Consider the following 15,564-nt stretch of genomic DNA (forward strand, 5'->3'; position numbering starts at 1 on the left):
GTGAAGATCTATCCGTACAAGCGGCTCAATCGTCCGATCACGCTTCGGGTGACGTCGGTCTCCCTGAAGCTCCCCGACGGCACCCGTGACCCATTGGACACCAGCGCCTACTCGACTCAGGAACAGGTCGTGGCCCTCGGCGTCGCGGGCCGCACGGACTGGGTGAGCGCCACGATCGGTCTCTCGGCCACCCTGCCGCCCGGCGCCGACGCCCCCGACGCGGCGTGGTCCGGTCTGCGCGTCCTCGCCGTTTCGACCGACGGCGAGACCAATGTCCGCACCTCGACGTCCCTCACCCGTGACACGGAGGACAGCCGCGACTGGTCGGGCTCTCTGGAGGTGCTCCGCGACGACCATCTGGGGCGGGCTTCCCTCGGCGTGTACGCCGTCGGCACGGTCGACGGGGTCGAAGGAAGGTCGATCGCCGAGACCGATAGGAGCTGGGTCGTCGACACGGTGTCCGACGAGCCGGTCAGGGGCCTGCGCCTGGACGTCCGGAAGGCGTCGTTCAGCAAGAGCTCCAGGGAATGGCTGCACGCCTACGCCGACGCGCCCTGGCTCGTGGACACCACGGCCCGGGTCCCCACGGTGTTCGTCAACACCGACATCGACGGGATCGTCGGCCTGTTGGACAGCAGCGGATCCGGTGTGGACAGCAGGGTGCGCGACCTCCTCGTCGCCCAGATGGCCACGGACGTGTGGACGGCGGTGTTCCATGCCGCCATCGGCGACCTGGAGACGGAACCGGACGGCGGTCCGGTCTTCCCCACCGACTGGCAGGGCGAGGTGCTGCGGGAGATGCTCCCGGACGTCGTCCCCGGTGCGCATGTGGAGGAGGCCCTGCGACTGGTTCACCGCCGGCGGACCGGCGAGTCGGGCTGGGGCGAACTCCAGACCCGAATCCATTACGCGGCGGTCCGGCGTGCCGAGGCGGCCAGGGCGGTGGGCTACGTCATCCGCAGTCTGGAACGGACCAACAGGGAGAGCGAGACGTGATCACCCAGCCTCACCACGTACCGGAGCGTCTGGCGCTGCTCTCCGGCCCGGCCGTCGACACCTTCCTCACCGAGGGGCTGCTCAGCGGTGAACAGGTCCACAGCGGCATAGATCTCGCCAAGGCCGTCGAGCCGCTCCCCGAGGACGACGCCAGGTGGTGGGTCGAGCCGATCCGCAGCCTGGTGGAGGACGCCATGTTCGAGTTCGGCAAGGACCGGACCCGGGCCGACGCCTGGCTCGCGCCGCGGCTCCACGCCACCTTGCGTCTGACGAGGCGGGAAGCGGCGGACAAGCGTCTGTGGAACCACCTGGCGTTGGCTGTCGCCCCCGACTATGTCGTGTGGCGTCACCTGGCGGAGCCGGCACGACGCGTTGCCGCGGAGCGCTTCCGCGGCCCTGCGGACCGGCAGTGCTTCTCCCGTCTGTGGTGGGCGGCCGAACTCTTCAGGAACGGGCCGGACTACGAACCGGTCGAGATCGCCTGTGGCAACCAGGATCTCATCCACACCGTTCTTCGGAACGACTTGATCGACCACCGTCCCACGGCCCAGGCGCTGGTACGCCTTCTCAAGGATGGAAAGATCACCACCGGCCGTGATGTCAACGGACTGAGTATCGCCGTCAACGCGGCCGGAGCGACCTTGATCTACGACGTCCTGGCACCGGACGAGCCCAGGGACCCCGCTCGTCTGCGGGACTGGATCGCGGAGGCGGAGACGGCCCCACCGGTCTCGCGCCATGTCCTTCCGGAGGGGCCGGACGAGGAGCCCGTCCCCGAGCAGTCCCTGGCTGTGCTCACCGACTACTTCGCCGACCTGTTCGAGACCGCTCCGGTCAGGGGCAGGAAGGGCGAGGACTGACCCGACGATCTCCGATCACCGCTGCGACGTCTTCTTGCGCGACCGCGCCTGCTCCTCGGGGCGGCGTGGACAGCGGGCGGTGCGGTCGTTCGCTGTCGCGCAGCTGTGGCTCCGCAACTTGGCCCGCCGCTACGGTTCCTGGTGCGGAGGTCGCGCCGCCGCTGCTGCGGTTCCATTCCTTCGCCGCGTAGGCGTGGTGGGTCGGTTCGGGTGGCGAAGGCTCGCCGAATCCCTATCTCGGCGCGCCCCCATGACGCTTCTACGGTGGGGACCGGCTCCAGGACGATGACATCGTGAGGTCGGGCCCCCGGTTCGGGCTCCTTGGCGACCTTCGCGGCGGAGCCGCCCGCCTCGCCCGCCATGATTCGCCTGATGCAGCTCTTGACCTCTTCCAACGCCTTGCACCCGGAACCACGTCCCGCCACCGAGTACGTCCGACACGGGGGGCCACCCGCGAGTACGTTGATCTCCGGCGAGAGCGCATCGAGGGACTCCCCGCGGGTCGCGCTGACGTAGGCGTGGAGGGTCGCCAGGCCGGCCGCATACCGCGTGAGACACGCACTCCGGTCCCATTCGATGCCGAGGCTCGGGCCACCCAGCAGGTCCCCGGCCATGTCCGACCCGCCGGGAGCGGCGAAGAGATCGAGGGCAAAGGGCTTGTCGGGGATGGGCCGGTGAGGCGGCGGAAGCCTATCCGGCCGCTGGAGCCGACGGCTCCCTGCGCAGCGCTTCGGCCACAGCCCGTCCGAGCGCCCGACCGACGGGCGGCGGCGTTGCGTGCCCGACCTGCCGATATCGGGCCGTCTTGAGGCCGGTGATCCCCCAGGACGCAGGAAAACCTTGAAGCAGAGCCGCCTGCTCCACCGTGATTTTCACCATGTTGTCCTTGCCGAGCAGGGGATCCCAGACGAAGTCGGGGCCGGGAACCTCGTTGCCCACCGTGTGGGCGTTGACGCCCATGGTCGCCCACTTCCGTTTGGCCCCGGTCGGCCCCAGATCAGCACCGCCTCGGTTCTTCGAGCCTCCGACCAGTGTCGGGGCGGGCTGATCGGCTTGTGCGGCCCAGAGGGCGGCGTCTCCCCAGCCCCGCGCGGCCATGGACGGCCCCAGGGCGGAACCGACCGTCATCGGTTGCTGCACCGTGGGTGTCGGCGATCGGAATGCCTGGGCCCAATGCCGCTCGACGGCCACCAGCACGCCCTGCCTGCGGTTCTGTGGCACTCCGAAGTCGACGGCGTTCACGATGAACCAGCTGAACTCGTAACCGAGATGTGCCAGTTCGGCATGGGCGAAGTCGCGGAAGCGCTGGTACCTGTCCGAGCGAGCGAGATCGGGAACGTTTTCGATGATCACCGCTCGCGGTCTGATGGCGTGCGCCAGGTAGACCGTGGCCTCCAACAGCCGTTCCTCCACATCCGATTCCGCACGTCGAACGGTCGCGCTCGACTTGACCCGAGGCAGGCCCGCCGCGAGGAGATCCACGTCGTAGCTCTCGGGGTGTTCGGCCGGATCGAAGTCGAGCAGGTCGGTGCGGAGCACGTTCCAGTGAGGCCGATTGGCCCGCAGGGTCGTGACGGCGTCATCGTCGTCGTCCAGGAGCAGACGCGGTTCGAAACCGGCCTGCTCCAGGCCGAGGGCGAGACCGCCGGCCCCGGAGCACACGTCCACGAAGGTCAGCCTCCCCACGCCTCCAGCCTTCCCGTCCGTTCCGCCGGACGCCGTCCCACGGCCGCTGCGACCTGAGCGACCACCACGTGCGGATCTTCATGCTCCCAGAACCTCAGCACCGTCCAGCCGGCCGCGGTCAGATGTTCTGTCGTCTCCCGGTCGCGAGCCATGTTGCGGTCCAGCTTCGTACGCCACCACTCCGCGTTGGCTCTCGGCTGCGTAGCGTGTTGTGGGCATCCGTGCCAGAAGCATCCGTCGATCAGGACGGCGACCTTGGCCCGGGTGAAGGCGACGTCGATGCGCCGCCGCGCCATGCCGGGCACCGGGTACTCCACGCGATAGCGCAGGCCGGCCGCGTGCAGCAGACGCCGTACGGCCAGTTCGGCGTTGGTGTCCTTGCTGGCCTGACGGGACATGCGTGCCGAGACGCCGGGGGAGGAGGGCTTCACGTCGTCCAATGTTGTCGCACCTCGGGAAGAAACGTCGTCTCGGGTGATGGGGACTGCCCCTCGCCGGCCCGAGTCGATCGTACGGGACCACCCATGGGCGACCGCCACCGACGACTGCGATGCGACCGAGGAGGAGAGCACGGCGACGTCACCCGGCCCCCGTCCCGTCGGAGGCGAGGCGGGACTCGGACTCGACCGCTGGGGTGGAGCAGCAGTGCACCCCCTTGCTCTTGCTTCGACGTGCGTCTTTACGAGGCACTGACAACGCTGGGACGCGGAGCCCGCCCTACCTGAGGTAAGGGGCGCTCCGCTGCTGGAGGAAGTGGCGTAGTCGCAGCCGTTGCGTGTGGTGCATGGGCAACGACTTCAGTTCCCGGGGATCGACGAACCGCAGTTCCGTCGACTCGTCGGAGATGGCTAGCTCGCCTCCGGTGACGCGGGCGGTGAAGCACACGTTGAACTGGCGTCTGACCTCACCGTCCGAGTACGCGACCACCAGGCTGTTGGGTTCCGGGGCATCGGGATCGTCGTAGTACTCCGTGCGTGCCACCGCCTACGCCTCCAACCGAAACGGGCAGCACCGAGACCAGCCGAGCACACCCCCGCTGTCTGGCTCGGCAGCGCCACCGCTGATCGTTGGCCGGCCGGATGGGGACGTCAGCGTCCGTGGCACTCGCCGTATGCGGCAGATGACCCGCACCAGCACCCCGCCCCCCGCTGCGGAGGCCAAGCCACCGCGCGGCCGCGGGCTGCCAGGGTCGTCGCGTACTGGGGGAGGAGGGTCGGGTCGGAGGGGGAGGTGGATTCCGAGGCGGCGAAGGCCTCGTAGGAGGGGACTGTGCCGGTGACGATGCCGAGGTTCGGGGTGCCGGAGGCGGAGAGTTCGCGCAGGGATGCCTCTATCGTCGCGAGGTGGGTCTCGTGGGTCGGGTACTCCGTGGTGAGGTCGGGGTACGCCGTCAGGAGCTCGGACAGTTCGGCGGCCGGCCAGTGCAGGACAGCCACCGGGAACGGGCGGGACAGGGCCTCGCGATAGGCGCCCAGTTCCGCGTTCAGGCGGGTGATCTCCGCCTTCAGCTCCGCCGGGTTCTCCGAACCGAGGGACCACACCCGCTTCGGGTCGTGCAGCTCGTCCAGGGAGACCGGGGCCGAGTGCAGTGCGTCGGCCAGGGTGTCCCAGTCGTCGTGGTCCGCGCCCAGCATGCGGCGGACGCGGTGGCGGCCGTAGAGCAGGGGGTGCGTGGCGTACGGCGGCTCCGGGACGTCCGTGAGCAGCAGGTCCACCGCCTCCGTGAACGTCTTGTGCGCCGCCTCCAGCTCGTCGTGGGCCTCCAGGGACTCCGCGATGATCACCCAGGGCGCCGCGTCGCGCGGGGCGGTGACGCGGATGCCCTCGATGATGGCCCTGGCCTCGGCCTCGTGGTCGAACTCCCAGAGGTTGGCCGCCTTCAGGGCGCGGACCAGCGAGGCGTTCTCCAGGGTGTCGGGGGAGGCGAGCAGACGGTCGTAGAGCGTCGCCGCGGCGGGGCGGTCGCCGGACAGTTCCAGGTGGGCGGCGGCCTGGACGAGGAGGGCTTCGGCGTCCTCCGGGTACAGGCCGGCGGTCCGCTCCAGGCGGGCCGCCTCGGCGGCGTGTTCGACGTTTCCGGCGGTCTCGGCGTTCTCGGTGGCTGCGGCGGCGTGGGCGGGCGTGTCGGGGCGCATGGGGGACACCGTAGCGCCGGTCGGTGACAAAAAGGAGGTATCCGCCGGCCGGCCGCCCGCGCGGGGACCGCCCCAGGACCCGAAGCGCCTGCCCCTGTCCGGCGCAGTGCCTGCCCCGTCCTCCGGTGGCCGCCCGGTGGCGCGGTCGCCGGCCGGCTCCGGTGGCCCGGTCGTAGGGAGCGGTTACGCTCGGTTGAGGTCCGCCCGTCGTAGGCCGCGGCGGTTCCCGGGGACGGGGCTGCCGGGGACGCGGGTTCCGGCTGGCCCACCACCTACGGACCACTACGGAGTTGCCATGACCGACGCCGCCCGCCCCGTGCTCGCCGGCCTCGGCGCGATCCGCGCCGAGCTGGAGGACCTCTACAAGGACCTGCACCGGCACCCCGAACTCGGGCTGCGCGAGCACCGTACGGCGGGCAAGGCCGCCGAGGCGCTGCGCGCGGCCGGGTACCAGGTCACCGAAGGCGTCGGCGGGACCGGTGTCGTCGCCGTGCTGGCCAACGGCGACGGGCCGGTCGTCATGGCCCGCGCCGACATGGACGCCCTCCCGGTGCGCGAGGCGACCGGCCTGCCCTACGCCTCCACCGCCACCACCACCGGCGACGACGGCACCGAGCAGCCCGTGATGCACGCCTGCGGCCACGATATGCACGTCACCTGCCTGGTCGGCTGCGCCCGGCTGCTCGCCGGGGCCAAGGACGCCTGGCGCGGCACCTTCGTCGCGCTGTTCCAGCCCTCGGAGGAGAAGGGCGACGGCGCCGACGCCATGGTCGACGACGGGCTGACCTCCCGCGCGCCCGCGCCCGACGCGGTGCTCGCCCAGCACGTCCTGCCGCTGCCCGCCGGCTACGTCGGCACCCGCTCCGGGCCGTTCCTGTCCGCCGCCGACAGCCTGCGCGTCACCGTCCACGGCCGCGGCGCCCACGGCTCCTCGCCGCAGAACGCCGTCGACCCGGTGGTGATGGCCGCGATGATCGTCGTCCGCCTGCAGACCGTCGTCGCGCGCGAACTGGCCGCCACCACCCCGGCCGTCGTCACCGTCGGCAGCATCCACGCCGGTTCCAGCCCCAACGTCATCCCCGACAGCGCCGTCCTCCAGCTCAACGTCCGCACCTACGACGACGCCACCCGCTCCCAGGTGCTGCACGCGGTCGAGCGGATCGTCCGCGCCGAGTGCCAGGCGTCCGGCGCGCCCGAGGAACCCGAGTTCGAACGGGTCGCCACCTTCCCGCCCACGGTCAACGACGACGCCACCACGCGTCGCGTCGCCGAGGCGTTCGCCGCCCACTTCGGCGACGACGCGCACACCGTTCCCCTGCACACCGCCAGCGAGGACATGAGCAAGATCCCGCGAGCGTTCGGGGCACCGTTCACCTACTGGGCCATCGGCGGCATCGACCCCGACCGGTACGCCGAGGCCGTCGCCGCCGGCACCGTCGACCAGGACATCCCGGTCAACCACAGCCCCTTCTTCGCCCCCGTCGTCCAGCCCACCCTGGACACCGGCGTCAGCGCCCTGGCCGTCGCCGCCCTCGCCTGGCTCGGCCTCGGCCACTGACGTACGCGGCCCCGTACCGGGCGCGGTCCTGTATAAGAGAGGGTGAGAGTCGTCGTGTTCGCGGGGGAGGGGGAAGCGGTCGTGATGCGTGACCGGGCCGGGACGCGCCCCTTCGCCGCGCTGTTCCTGCTCTCCCTCGTGCTCCTCCAGCTCGCCCTGCTGCACGCCGGCGGCCCGCACGCCGCCGTCGCGCTCGCCGCGGCCGCGACCACCGCGGCCGCCTCGGCCCTCGTCGTCTGCGCCCTGCTGCTCTCGCGCTGCGCGCCCGCCGTGCCGCCCACCCGGGTGCGTACGGCCATCCGCGACCGGGACCGGCGTACGGCCTTCCTGCCGCAACGGGACCCCGACGCCGCGGGACGGCGCCGGCCCCGAGCGCCCGGACGTGCCCTCACGACGACCGTCGTCGCGTAGGGCACCGCACTCCTCTCGTCTCGTTTCCGTACCGCCGGGTGCCCCGCGCGGGTCGTCGCGCCGCCCTGTCCGCATCGCGACGAGACCCCTCGGAGGGCTCAGCCATGTCCGTACTCTCCTCCTTCGCCTTCTCCCCCTTCTCGCCCTTCTCGCTCCCCTCGCTCTTCCCCTTCTTCGCCCGGCTCGTCGAGCACCTCGCCGAGCTGCTCCAGCCCGTCTTCCACGCCTCCTCGGCCGCCGCGGCGATCGTGCTGTTCACCGCGCTCGTACGGCTCCTCGTCCATCCGCTCGCGCGGGCCGCCGCCCGGGGCCAGAAGGCGCAGGCGGTGCTGCGGCCGCGGATCGCCGAGCTGCGCAGGAAGCACCGCAAGAACCCCGCCCGGCTGCGGCGGGCGCTGGTCGAACTGCACGCCCAGGAAAAGGTGTCGCCGCTGTCGGGGTGCCTGCCGAACCTGCTCCAGATGCCCGCGTTCTTTCTGCTCTACCACCTGTTCTCCAGCACGACCATCGCCGGCGAGGCCAACGGGCTGCTCGGGCACCGGCTGTTCGCCGCTCCGCTCGGCGGGCACTGGGCCGACGCCCTCGCCGACGGCGGGCTGTTCGGGGCGGCCGGGGTCGTGTACCTCGGGCTGTTCGCGGTCGTGGCCGTCGTCGCTGCCTTCAGCTTCCTGCGGGTCAGGCGGGCCGCGGCGGACGCCGACCCCGGCCTCGGCGGCGGTGAGCCCCTGCGCGGGCTCGCGGCGCTCGGCGGCAAGGTGGCGCCGTTCCTGTCCTTCGGCACCCTCGTCACCGTGGCCGTCGTGCCGCTGGCCGCCGCGCTGTACGTGGTGACCAGCACCGCCTGGACCGCCGTCGAGCGGGCGGTGCTGCTGCGCTGAGCGGTGACCCTACGGTCCAGTACGTGAACCGGGTCTTGCGGAGTGGACCGCGGGATTGGACGATCGGACAAGTCCCCCGGTCGTCGCGGCCGCCGCACCCGAGCCGTGGACGCCGGTGGACTGCCTGCTGACGAGGGAGTTGGGACCATGAAGCTGCTGCGAGTCGGTACGGCCGGGGCGGAGCGGCCCGCGCTGCTGGACGGCGACGGGACGCTGCGCGACCTGTCGGGAGTCGTCGCCGACATCGACGGCGCGCTGCTCGCCGACGCCGCCGCGCTCGGCCGGGTCCGGGCCGCCGCCGACGCCGGGGAGCTGCCCGCGCTGGACGCGAACGGCCTGCGGATCGGACCGCCGCTCGGCCGCATCGGCAAAGTCGTGTGCATCGGGCTGAACTTCCACGACCACGCCCGCGAGGCGGGGGCCGAGCCGCCGGCCGAGCCGGTGGTCTTCCTCAAGGCGGCGGACACCGTGGTCGGCCCGAACGACACGGTGCTCGTACCGCGCGGGTCCGTGAAGACGGACTGGGAGGTCGAGCTCGCGGTCGTCATCGGGCGCACCGCGCGCTACCTGGAGACGGACGAGGACGCCCTCGCGCACGTCGCCGGGTACACGATCGCGCACGACGTCTCCGAGCGGGAGTTCCAGATCGAGCGGGGCGGCACCTGGGACAAGGGGAAGAACTGCGAGACGTTCAACCCGCTCGGGCCGTGGCTCGTCACCGCCGACGAGGTGCCCGATCCGCAGGACCTGTCGCTGAGGCTGTGGGTCAACGGCGAGCTGCGGCAGGACGGTTCGACCGCCCAGCAGATCTTCCCGGTCGCCGAAGTCGTCCGCTACGTCAGCCGGTTCATGACGCTGTACCCGGGCGACGTCATCAACACCGGCACGCCCGCCGGGGTCGCCATGGGGCAGCCCGAGCCGAAGCCGTACCTGCGCTCCGGGGACGTGGTCGAGCTGGAGATCGAGGGGCTGGGGAGGCAGCGGCAGCAGCTGAAGGAGGCGTAGGCGCTCCGCAGGCGACGGCGGGGAACCGCGCCCCCGGCAGCGGCGGTGTGGCGGCCGGGGCGCGGTTCCCGCACGGCGTTTCGGCCGCTCAGTGCTCGGCGGGGACCGGGCTGTGGACGGTGCAGGTCCGGCTCTTGCCACCCGGCTGGGTACCGCAGGCCCAGGCGGTCTGCTCGCCGCTCAGTTCGGCCATCGGGGAGTAGACGTCGTTGCCCCAGTGCACCGGCGTCGCCTCGGCGGTGCCGCTGGAGTTGTTCACGTCCACGACCGCCTTGGGCTTCGCGTAGGTGATCCGTCCCCACGCGGCGCCGCAGGTCCTGCTGTACCGGAGTTCGACCACCATGTCCCCGTTGCGGTCCAGGGCGAGCGTCTGTCCGTCCCGGGCACAGCCCATGGCCCCCGGGTCCTTGCCCGTGCAGCCGGCTTGGGTGCAGCCGACCGGGTCGGTGCGCGCGGCCGCGGCGGCATCGGCCGCCCGGCCGCCGGCGGCCGGGCTTTCCTCGCGGCCGTCCGAGACGTAGTGGCTGATCGTGAGGCCGGCGGCCGTCAGCGCGGCGGCGGCCGCCACGGCGGCCGCGATCAGGAACGGGGCCCGGCGACGCCCCGGGGTCCGAGCGGACCGAGCGGACCGAGGGGTCCGAGGGGTCCGAGGGTTCTCGGTGTCGGTGGCGGGGGCAGCGGCTGGGGCGGCCGGAGCGGCCTGGTCCTCGGCCGCGTCCGGCGCGGGTTCGGGCACGTCAGCTGCGGTCGACTCGGGTGCAGCGGCGATCGACTCGGCTTCAGGTGCGGTCGGCTCGGGTGCGGGTCCGTCCCCTTCCGCGGTGGCGCCGCGGGCCCGCTCGGCCCGCTCCCACAGTCCCAGCAGGGGCCCGGCGTCCGTCCGCGCGGCGCGGGCGAAGCTCTCCACGGCGCCGCGGGGCGGGAACTGCTTGCCGTTGATCCAGCGTTCCCAGGACGACTTCGAGTAGTGCGTGAGCGCGCTGATCCGGGAGTAGCTGAGCCCGGACCGCTGCTTCAGCGCGAGCAGTTCCGCGTGCAGTCCGGCAGCGGGGTCCGGCGAGGAGGGGGATACGGGGAGAACTCTGTCGCTGTCGCTCACTGTGGGCCCGTTCGCTGATGGACCACCGGCCCCAGCCGAGGACACAGCGGCGGACCGGCACCCCTGCCGGTCCGCTGATGGACTTGCCCCCCGCCTCAGGCCGGTGCTCCGGTCTGAAAGTCGAGGGGAAGCATACTGCCGCCGCGACGCGCGGCCACGGCGGCGCACGTCGCGGCGGCGGTGTTTCCCGGCCCGTTCAGCAGCCGGGCGGTACGACTACTCGTAGTAGACGTGCGAGATCAAGCTGTGCCAGGTGTTCCGCCCCACGACGCCGTCGGCGCCGCCCGGAACCGCGTACCGGCTCTGGTACGTCACGACCGCGCCGTACGTCTTGGGCCCGAAGTCGCCGTCGACGAAGCCGGGTTGATCGGCGGCCGGGACCACGCCGACCTCGACCAGTTCCTCCTGCAACTCCCGTACGCACACTCCGGTCGAGCCGCGGGCGAGGAGCACCGTGGGGATGTCCCAGCCGAGGTAGTGCTCGTGGCCGTACTGGTTCTCGCAGGTCCGCAGGTCGCCGTCCCAACTGGCCTGGGCGGGGGGCGCGGTCCCGGCCGCCAGCAGTGCCGACGCGGCGAGCACGAGGGCGGCGAGGCCGCAACGCCCGCGCGCGGCCCGTCCGTTCGCTCCGGTCATCGTGGATCAGTCCGTCGTCCGGGCGATGAGCAGCTGCCAGGTCTGCGGGCCGACGATGCCGTCGACCTGGAGGCCGAAGGCACGCTGGAACCGGCGCACGTAGTCGTCGGTCTTCGGACCGTAGCGGCCGTCGACGAAGCCGGGGAAGTCGGCGGGGTCGAGCCCGATGACCGAGGAGACGTCGAACTGGATCTCTTGCACGCACACCCCCGACGAGCCCTGGGAGAAGGTGCGGGCGGGGATGGTCCAGACGCCGTTCGGGGAGGTGCGGCTACCGACGCTGTTGAGGCAGGAGTCGAGATAGTCGCCGGCGTGGGCCGAGGGCGCCGCCAGCAGCAGCGAGCCGGCCGCGGTCACGGCGAGCGACAGGGCGGACAGGGCCTTGCGGGACCGGATCCTGGGCATGGTGAAGTGGGTCCTTCTTCCGTGAGTGGTCAGTGATGGGGGCGCGCACCGGGCGCCTCAGCAGATCCAGAAGCCGCTGGTGTCCCAGGTGCTCCAGTTGTCCAGCTCCTTCCATGTCTTCGGGCCGACGATGCCGTCCTGGGCGAGGCCGGCGCAGCCCTGGAACTTGACGACGGCGTTGTAGGTGAGCTGGCCGAAGGCCCCGTCCTCGGCGAGATTCACGTTGCGGACACTGCGGTTCAGCGCGCACTGCACGGCCTTGACGGCGGTGCCCCGGTCGCCGTAGCTCACCTCGGGTTCGTCGAAGGTGTAGACGCCGCCGCAGTAGTTGCCCCGGGAGAGGGCGGAGGCGCTGGTCGCGCCGCCGACGCCGATGCCGAGGCCGGTGATCAGCAGGAGTCCGGTGGTCGCGGCGGCGGCGAGTCTCACGCGCATGGGTGTTTCCCTTCGGTGGATCGGTGGATCGGTCGGCCGGTGGGTCGGTCGACCGGTCGGGTGGGCGGTCGGTGGACCGGTGGGGCGGGCGGGTTCTGATGCCCGGTACGGGGCGGGCCCGGACCGGGCATCAGGGCGGGGTCACGCCCCGGCGGGGGAGACGATCGCGTAGGCGCCGCGCGCGGCCGGGCTGAAGTGGCGGCGCATCACCTGGTCGTCGGAGTTGCCCTCGATGGTGTCGACCGTGCCGTCCGCGTTGGCCTTCTCGATGATGCCGACGTGCACGCTGGTGCTGGTGTTCTGCGGACCGCTGCCGAAGACGATGGCGTCGCCGGGCTGCGGGTTGCTCAGGCCGCTGTGCAGCGTGCCGTGGTCGCGTCCGTAGTAGTAGAAGTCACCGCTGAACGCCGTGCTGAAGTTGACGCCGGCCTGCCGCCAGGTCCAGCTGGCGAACAGGGCGCACCAGGCCTCGCACGGGCCGTACGGGTTGCAGTTGTTGCCCCACTCGTGGACGCCGAGCTGGGAGCCGGCGGCCTGGACGATCTTGTCCCGGGCGCTGCCGGACAGCGGGGGGACGCTGGGCGTGCCGCCGCTGCCGCCACTGCCGCCGCCGGGGTTGCCGCCGCCCAGCTCGCGGGCGATCCCCATGGCCGCCATGGTCCGCGGGCCGGCGATGCCGTCGGCGTCGAGGCCGTGCGCGCTCTGGTACGACTTGACCGCGCCGAGGGTGGCGGTGCCGTAGTCGCCGTCGGCCGGGGTGCCGGCCTTGCTCTGCACCTGCTTGACCTTCGCGGTCAGCGCGGCGTCGGTCTGCGGGCCCGCTATGCCGTCGACGTCCAGGGCGTTGTCGCTCTGGAACGACAGCACCGCGTCCTTGGTCGCCGGACCGTAGACGCCGTCCACGCCGCCGGCGGCCAGGTAGCCGAGGCCGACCAGGTTGCGCTGCAACAGCTTGGTGTCGCTGCTGGCGCCGGTGCCGCTGGAGGTGATGCGGTCGATGTTCATCGCGCCCATGGTCAGCGGGCCGGCGATGCCGTCGGCGTCGAGGCCGTGCGCGCTCTGGTACGACTTCACCGCGCCGAGGGTGCCGGAGCCGTAGTCGCCGTCGGCCGACGTACCGGCCTTGCTCTGCACCTGCTTCACCTTCGCGGTGAGCGCGCTCATGGTGGCGGGGCCGGCGTCGCCGTCCACGTCCAGGCCGTTGTCGCTCTGGAAGTGACGCACCGATGCGGTGGTCTGGCTGCCGTAGACGCCGTCGACGGCGCTGAGCGGGGCGTAGCTTAGGCCGGCCAGGTCGCGTTGGAGCAGGCGTACGTCGGTCGCCGCCTGGGCCTGCGGCGCGGCCGGGCCGAGCAACAGGCCGAGCAGGACGGCGGCGAGGGCGAGCACCAGTGAGGTGACGGGCGCGCCGCCCGCCCGTCCGGGCATGCGGAGGATCGTTGTGGACACGTGGGTTCTCTCCCTGATGTCCCGGGACATGCCCGGGGGAGGGACGGATGGGGTGGTGGGGGGTGCCGGCCGGCGACGACCATCCTTGGACACGACGCCGCCGTCCCACCAGCCCGGACGGCGGCCTGGGACACCATGGGACGTCCCAGGCCGCTGACCTGCGGCTGAGTGGAGAGAAGGGACGGTGTGCGGCGCCCGCGGCGGAGCGGGGCGGCACATCTGCCGGCGGGCAGGGGAGTCGTCCGGCGGGCAGGGGAGTCGTCCGGCGGGCCGGGTCGCGGTGGTGTGGGCCGACCGTCCCGGAATCACCGTCGAGCGCGGGAGTAACAGCAGGTCAGAGTCCTGGGACGCTGCTCGGACCACCCTGGGACGGTGCGCTGTTGTCCCGTGGACCGCGGCTGTGGAACAGTCCTGACCACAGCGCGGACGGCGACCGGTGCCCTCGCACCCGGCGCCCTCGCCCCCGGTGCCCTCGGGCCCGGGCCCCACGCGGGGAGCCGGACATTCCGGCGTCTCTCACGGCTCGGTGCGCGGACTTCGCCGCGTGTCTCCCGGAGCGCCCCCGCCTGAACCCGCTGAACCTCTCCGTATCCCGTATCCCTTCGCACGAACAGGTGTCCCCCGATGGGCAAGAGACTCGTCACCCTCGTCACCGCCGCCGCCCTGATCCTCGGTGCGGGCGTGGCCGGCGCCGGCGCCGCCTCCGCGGCCCCCAACTACCTGTACTGCGGCAGGCAGTACAGCTCTGCCGAGCCGGAGCTCGACTACGGCGACACCGGGGCGTCGGTGAAGGCCCTCCAGTGCCAGCTCAACGAGAACATGTCCGGCCCCGACCTCGCGATCGACGGCGTCTTCGGCGGACTGACGTACAACGCCGTGCTCAAGTTCCAGGGCTGCTTCAACCTCGCGCAGGACGGCATCGTCGGCCCGAACACCTGGGCCGCGCTGGACGCGTTCAGCAACATTCCCGTCGAGGCGGAGCGTATCTGCTGACGCCGCTTCGTGTGCTGCGGGCGGGGGCGCGGCCGGACACCGGCCACGCCCCCACCACCCCGTCCCGGGTCAGCTGAGGACGGCGGCCAGGCGGCGCCACTGCTCCCTGGGGAGTTCGTCGTGGTCGCCCGTGCCCGTCACCACCTGGAGGGCCACATGGTCCGCGCCGGCCGTGCGGAACTCCTCGATCCGGGCGCGGACGCGGTCCTCGTCGCCCCAGGCGAACACCGCGTCGATCAGGCGGTCGCTGCCGCCGCCCCGGACGTCGTCCTCGGTGAAGCCCAGGCGCAGGAAGTTGTTGGTGTAGTTCGGCAGCGTGAGGTACATCGCCAGGACGTCGCGGGCGATCGCGCGGGCCCGCTCCGGGTCCTCCTCCAGGACCACCTTGAACTCCGGTGCCAGCAGCGGCTCCGCGCCCAGGATCTCGCGGGCGCGGGCCGTGTGCTCGGGGGTGACCAGGTACGGGATCGCGCCCGCCGCCCGGTCGCGGGACAGCTCCAGCGTCTTCGGGCCGAGCGCGGCCAGCACCCGGCGCTCGGCGGGCACCTTCGCCGCGTCCAGCGCGTCGAGGTAGGCGACCAGCGCCGAGTACGGGCGGCGGTAGTGCTCGGCCAGCTTGGCGTGGCTCACCCCGAGCCCGAGCACGAAGCGGCCCGGGTGCGCCGCGTCCACCTCATGGAAGGCGGCGGCGCTCTCCTCGGCCTCGTACTGCCAGATGCTCTGGATGCTGGTGCCGACGGTCAGCGTCGACGTCGCTTCCAGGAGGGGGAGCGCCTGCCGCGGGGCGCTGCTGCTGCCGAGCCAGGCGGCGCCGAAGCCCAGCTCCTCCAGCTCGGCGGCGGCCTCGGCGATCTCCCCGCGTCGTGCGGGGTCCTCCGCGCGCAGGCCGGCGTTCCACACGCCGTACCGGCCGACCGTCTCCTTCAGTGGGGCTGCCGTGTCGCTCATCGGTTCCATCCCTCCGGGCGGGGTCGCCGTGGTCATCACGCGCGCTTGATCGTCGCGTACACAGCCAACC

18 protein-coding genes are annotated in these 15,564 nt (G+C 72.2%); 7 read left to right on the top strand and 11 right to left on the bottom strand.

All coding sequences use genetic code 11. The features are described from left to right. Positions 1–996, top strand: a complete 996-nt coding sequence (locus ABEB07_RS02815; RefSeq protein WP_345666859.1) for a hypothetical protein — start codon at positions 1–3, stop codon at positions 994–996. Next, a complete protein-coding gene (locus ABEB07_RS02820) occupies positions 993–1,856 on the top strand; it encodes a DUF6339 family protein (protein ID WP_345666860.1) in 864 nt (287 codons plus the stop codon). The genes ABEB07_RS02815 and ABEB07_RS02820 overlap by 4 nt, the downstream gene beginning before the upstream one ends. Here ABEB07_RS02820 and ABEB07_RS02825 read toward each other — a convergent pair. The 5 genes from ABEB07_RS02825 to ABEB07_RS02845 form a co-directional block, all read right to left on the bottom strand. Further along, positions 1,799–2,470, bottom strand: a complete 672-nt coding sequence (locus ABEB07_RS02825) for a DNA cytosine methyltransferase (protein ID WP_345666861.1) — start codon at positions 2,468–2,470, stop codon at positions 1,799–1,801. The genes ABEB07_RS02820 and ABEB07_RS02825 overlap by 58 nt on opposite strands. Before the next feature lie 76 nt (positions 2,471–2,546). After that, entirely contained in the window at positions 2,547–3,542 is a 996-nt protein-coding gene (locus tag ABEB07_RS02830; protein WP_345666862.1) for a DNA cytosine methyltransferase, read from the bottom strand. Beyond that, positions 3,530–3,940, bottom strand: a complete 411-nt coding sequence (locus ABEB07_RS02835; RefSeq protein WP_345666926.1) for a very short patch repair endonuclease — start codon at positions 3,938–3,940, stop codon at positions 3,530–3,532. Before ABEB07_RS02835 ends, ABEB07_RS02830 begins: the two co-directional genes overlap by 13 nt. A 319-nt stretch (positions 3,941–4,259) precedes the next feature. Further along, a complete protein-coding gene (locus ABEB07_RS02840) occupies positions 4,260–4,523 on the bottom strand; it encodes an NUDIX hydrolase (RefSeq protein ID WP_345666863.1) in 264 nt (87 codons plus the stop codon). Between the two features lie 107 nt (positions 4,524–4,630). Continuing rightward, on the bottom strand, positions 4,631–5,677 hold the full coding sequence (locus tag ABEB07_RS02845; RefSeq protein WP_345666864.1) for a tetratricopeptide repeat protein: 1,047 nt from the start codon (positions 5,675–5,677) through the stop codon (positions 4,631–4,633). A gap of 295 nt (positions 5,678–5,972) precedes the next feature. Between ABEB07_RS02845 and ABEB07_RS02850 the strand changes: the two genes are divergently transcribed. The 4 genes from ABEB07_RS02850 to ABEB07_RS02865 all read left to right on the top strand — a co-directional run bounded on the left by ABEB07_RS02850 (position 5,973) and on the right by ABEB07_RS02865 (position 9,529). After that, positions 5,973–7,235, top strand: a complete 1,263-nt coding sequence (locus ABEB07_RS02850) for an amidohydrolase (protein ID WP_345666865.1) — start codon at positions 5,973–5,975, stop codon at positions 7,233–7,235. Between the two features lie 84 nt (positions 7,236–7,319). Further along, positions 7,320–7,646 carry a DUF6412 domain-containing protein gene (locus ABEB07_RS02855; RefSeq protein WP_345666867.1) on the top strand — a complete coding sequence of 109 codons (327 nt, stop codon included), beginning with the start codon at positions 7,320–7,322 and terminating at the stop codon, positions 7,644–7,646. Between the two features lie 104 nt (positions 7,647–7,750). After that, positions 7,751–8,524 (top strand): YidC/Oxa1 family membrane protein insertase, encoded by a 774-nt coding sequence (locus ABEB07_RS02860; RefSeq protein WP_345666868.1) that lies wholly within the window; start codon positions 7,751–7,753, stop codon positions 8,522–8,524. 147 nt (positions 8,525–8,671) lie between these two features. After that, positions 8,672–9,529, top strand: coding sequence for a fumarylacetoacetate hydrolase family protein (locus ABEB07_RS02865; protein ID WP_345666869.1), 858 nt, complete (start codon positions 8,672–8,674; stop codon positions 9,527–9,529). 88 nt (positions 9,530–9,617) lie between these two features. On the opposite strand, the gene ABEB07_RS02870 is transcribed toward ABEB07_RS02865, so the two are convergent. The 5 genes from ABEB07_RS02870 to ABEB07_RS02890 all read right to left on the bottom strand — a co-directional run bounded on the left by ABEB07_RS02870 (position 9,618) and on the right by ABEB07_RS02890 (position 13,553). Continuing rightward, positions 9,618–10,628, bottom strand: a complete 1,011-nt coding sequence (locus tag ABEB07_RS02870) for a helix-turn-helix domain-containing protein (protein WP_345666870.1) — start codon at positions 10,626–10,628, stop codon at positions 9,618–9,620. Between the two features lie 216 nt (positions 10,629–10,844). Continuing rightward, on the bottom strand, positions 10,845–11,264 hold the full coding sequence (locus ABEB07_RS02875; RefSeq protein ID WP_345666872.1) for a peptidoglycan-binding domain-containing protein: 420 nt from the start codon (positions 11,262–11,264) through the stop codon (positions 10,845–10,847). 6 nt (positions 11,265–11,270) lie between these two features. Beyond that, positions 11,271–11,669 carry a peptidoglycan-binding domain-containing protein gene (locus ABEB07_RS02880; RefSeq protein WP_176149119.1) on the bottom strand — a complete coding sequence of 133 codons (399 nt, stop codon included), beginning with the start codon at positions 11,667–11,669 and terminating at the stop codon, positions 11,271–11,273. A 57-nt stretch (positions 11,670–11,726) separates the two neighbouring features. Further along, on the bottom strand, positions 11,727–12,104 hold the full coding sequence (locus ABEB07_RS02885) for a peptidoglycan-binding domain-containing protein (RefSeq protein ID WP_345666873.1): 378 nt from the start codon (positions 12,102–12,104) through the stop codon (positions 11,727–11,729). Between the two features lie 141 nt (positions 12,105–12,245). After that, a complete protein-coding gene (locus tag ABEB07_RS02890) occupies positions 12,246–13,553 on the bottom strand; it encodes a peptidoglycan-binding protein (protein WP_345666875.1) in 1,308 nt (435 codons plus the stop codon). A gap of 624 nt (positions 13,554–14,177) precedes the next feature. Between ABEB07_RS02890 and ABEB07_RS02895 the strand changes: the two genes are divergently transcribed. After that, positions 14,178–14,546, top strand: a complete 369-nt coding sequence (locus ABEB07_RS02895) for a peptidoglycan-binding domain-containing protein (protein WP_176149116.1) — start codon at positions 14,178–14,180, stop codon at positions 14,544–14,546. Positions 14,547–14,615: 69 nt separating this feature from the next. Here the strand turns inward: ABEB07_RS02895 and ABEB07_RS02900 are convergent, their stop codons facing one another. Further along, complete coding sequence (locus ABEB07_RS02900; RefSeq protein WP_345666876.1) at positions 14,616–15,494, bottom strand: LLM class F420-dependent oxidoreductase; 879 nt, start codon at positions 15,492–15,494, stop codon at positions 14,616–14,618. Positions 15,495–15,564 lie beyond the last annotated feature (70 nt).

Origin of the sequence: Streptomyces similanensis (genome assembly GCF_039543625.1) — a bacterium.
Classification (GTDB): Bacteria; Actinomycetota; Actinomycetes; order Streptomycetales; family Streptomycetaceae; genus Streptomyces; species Streptomyces similanensis.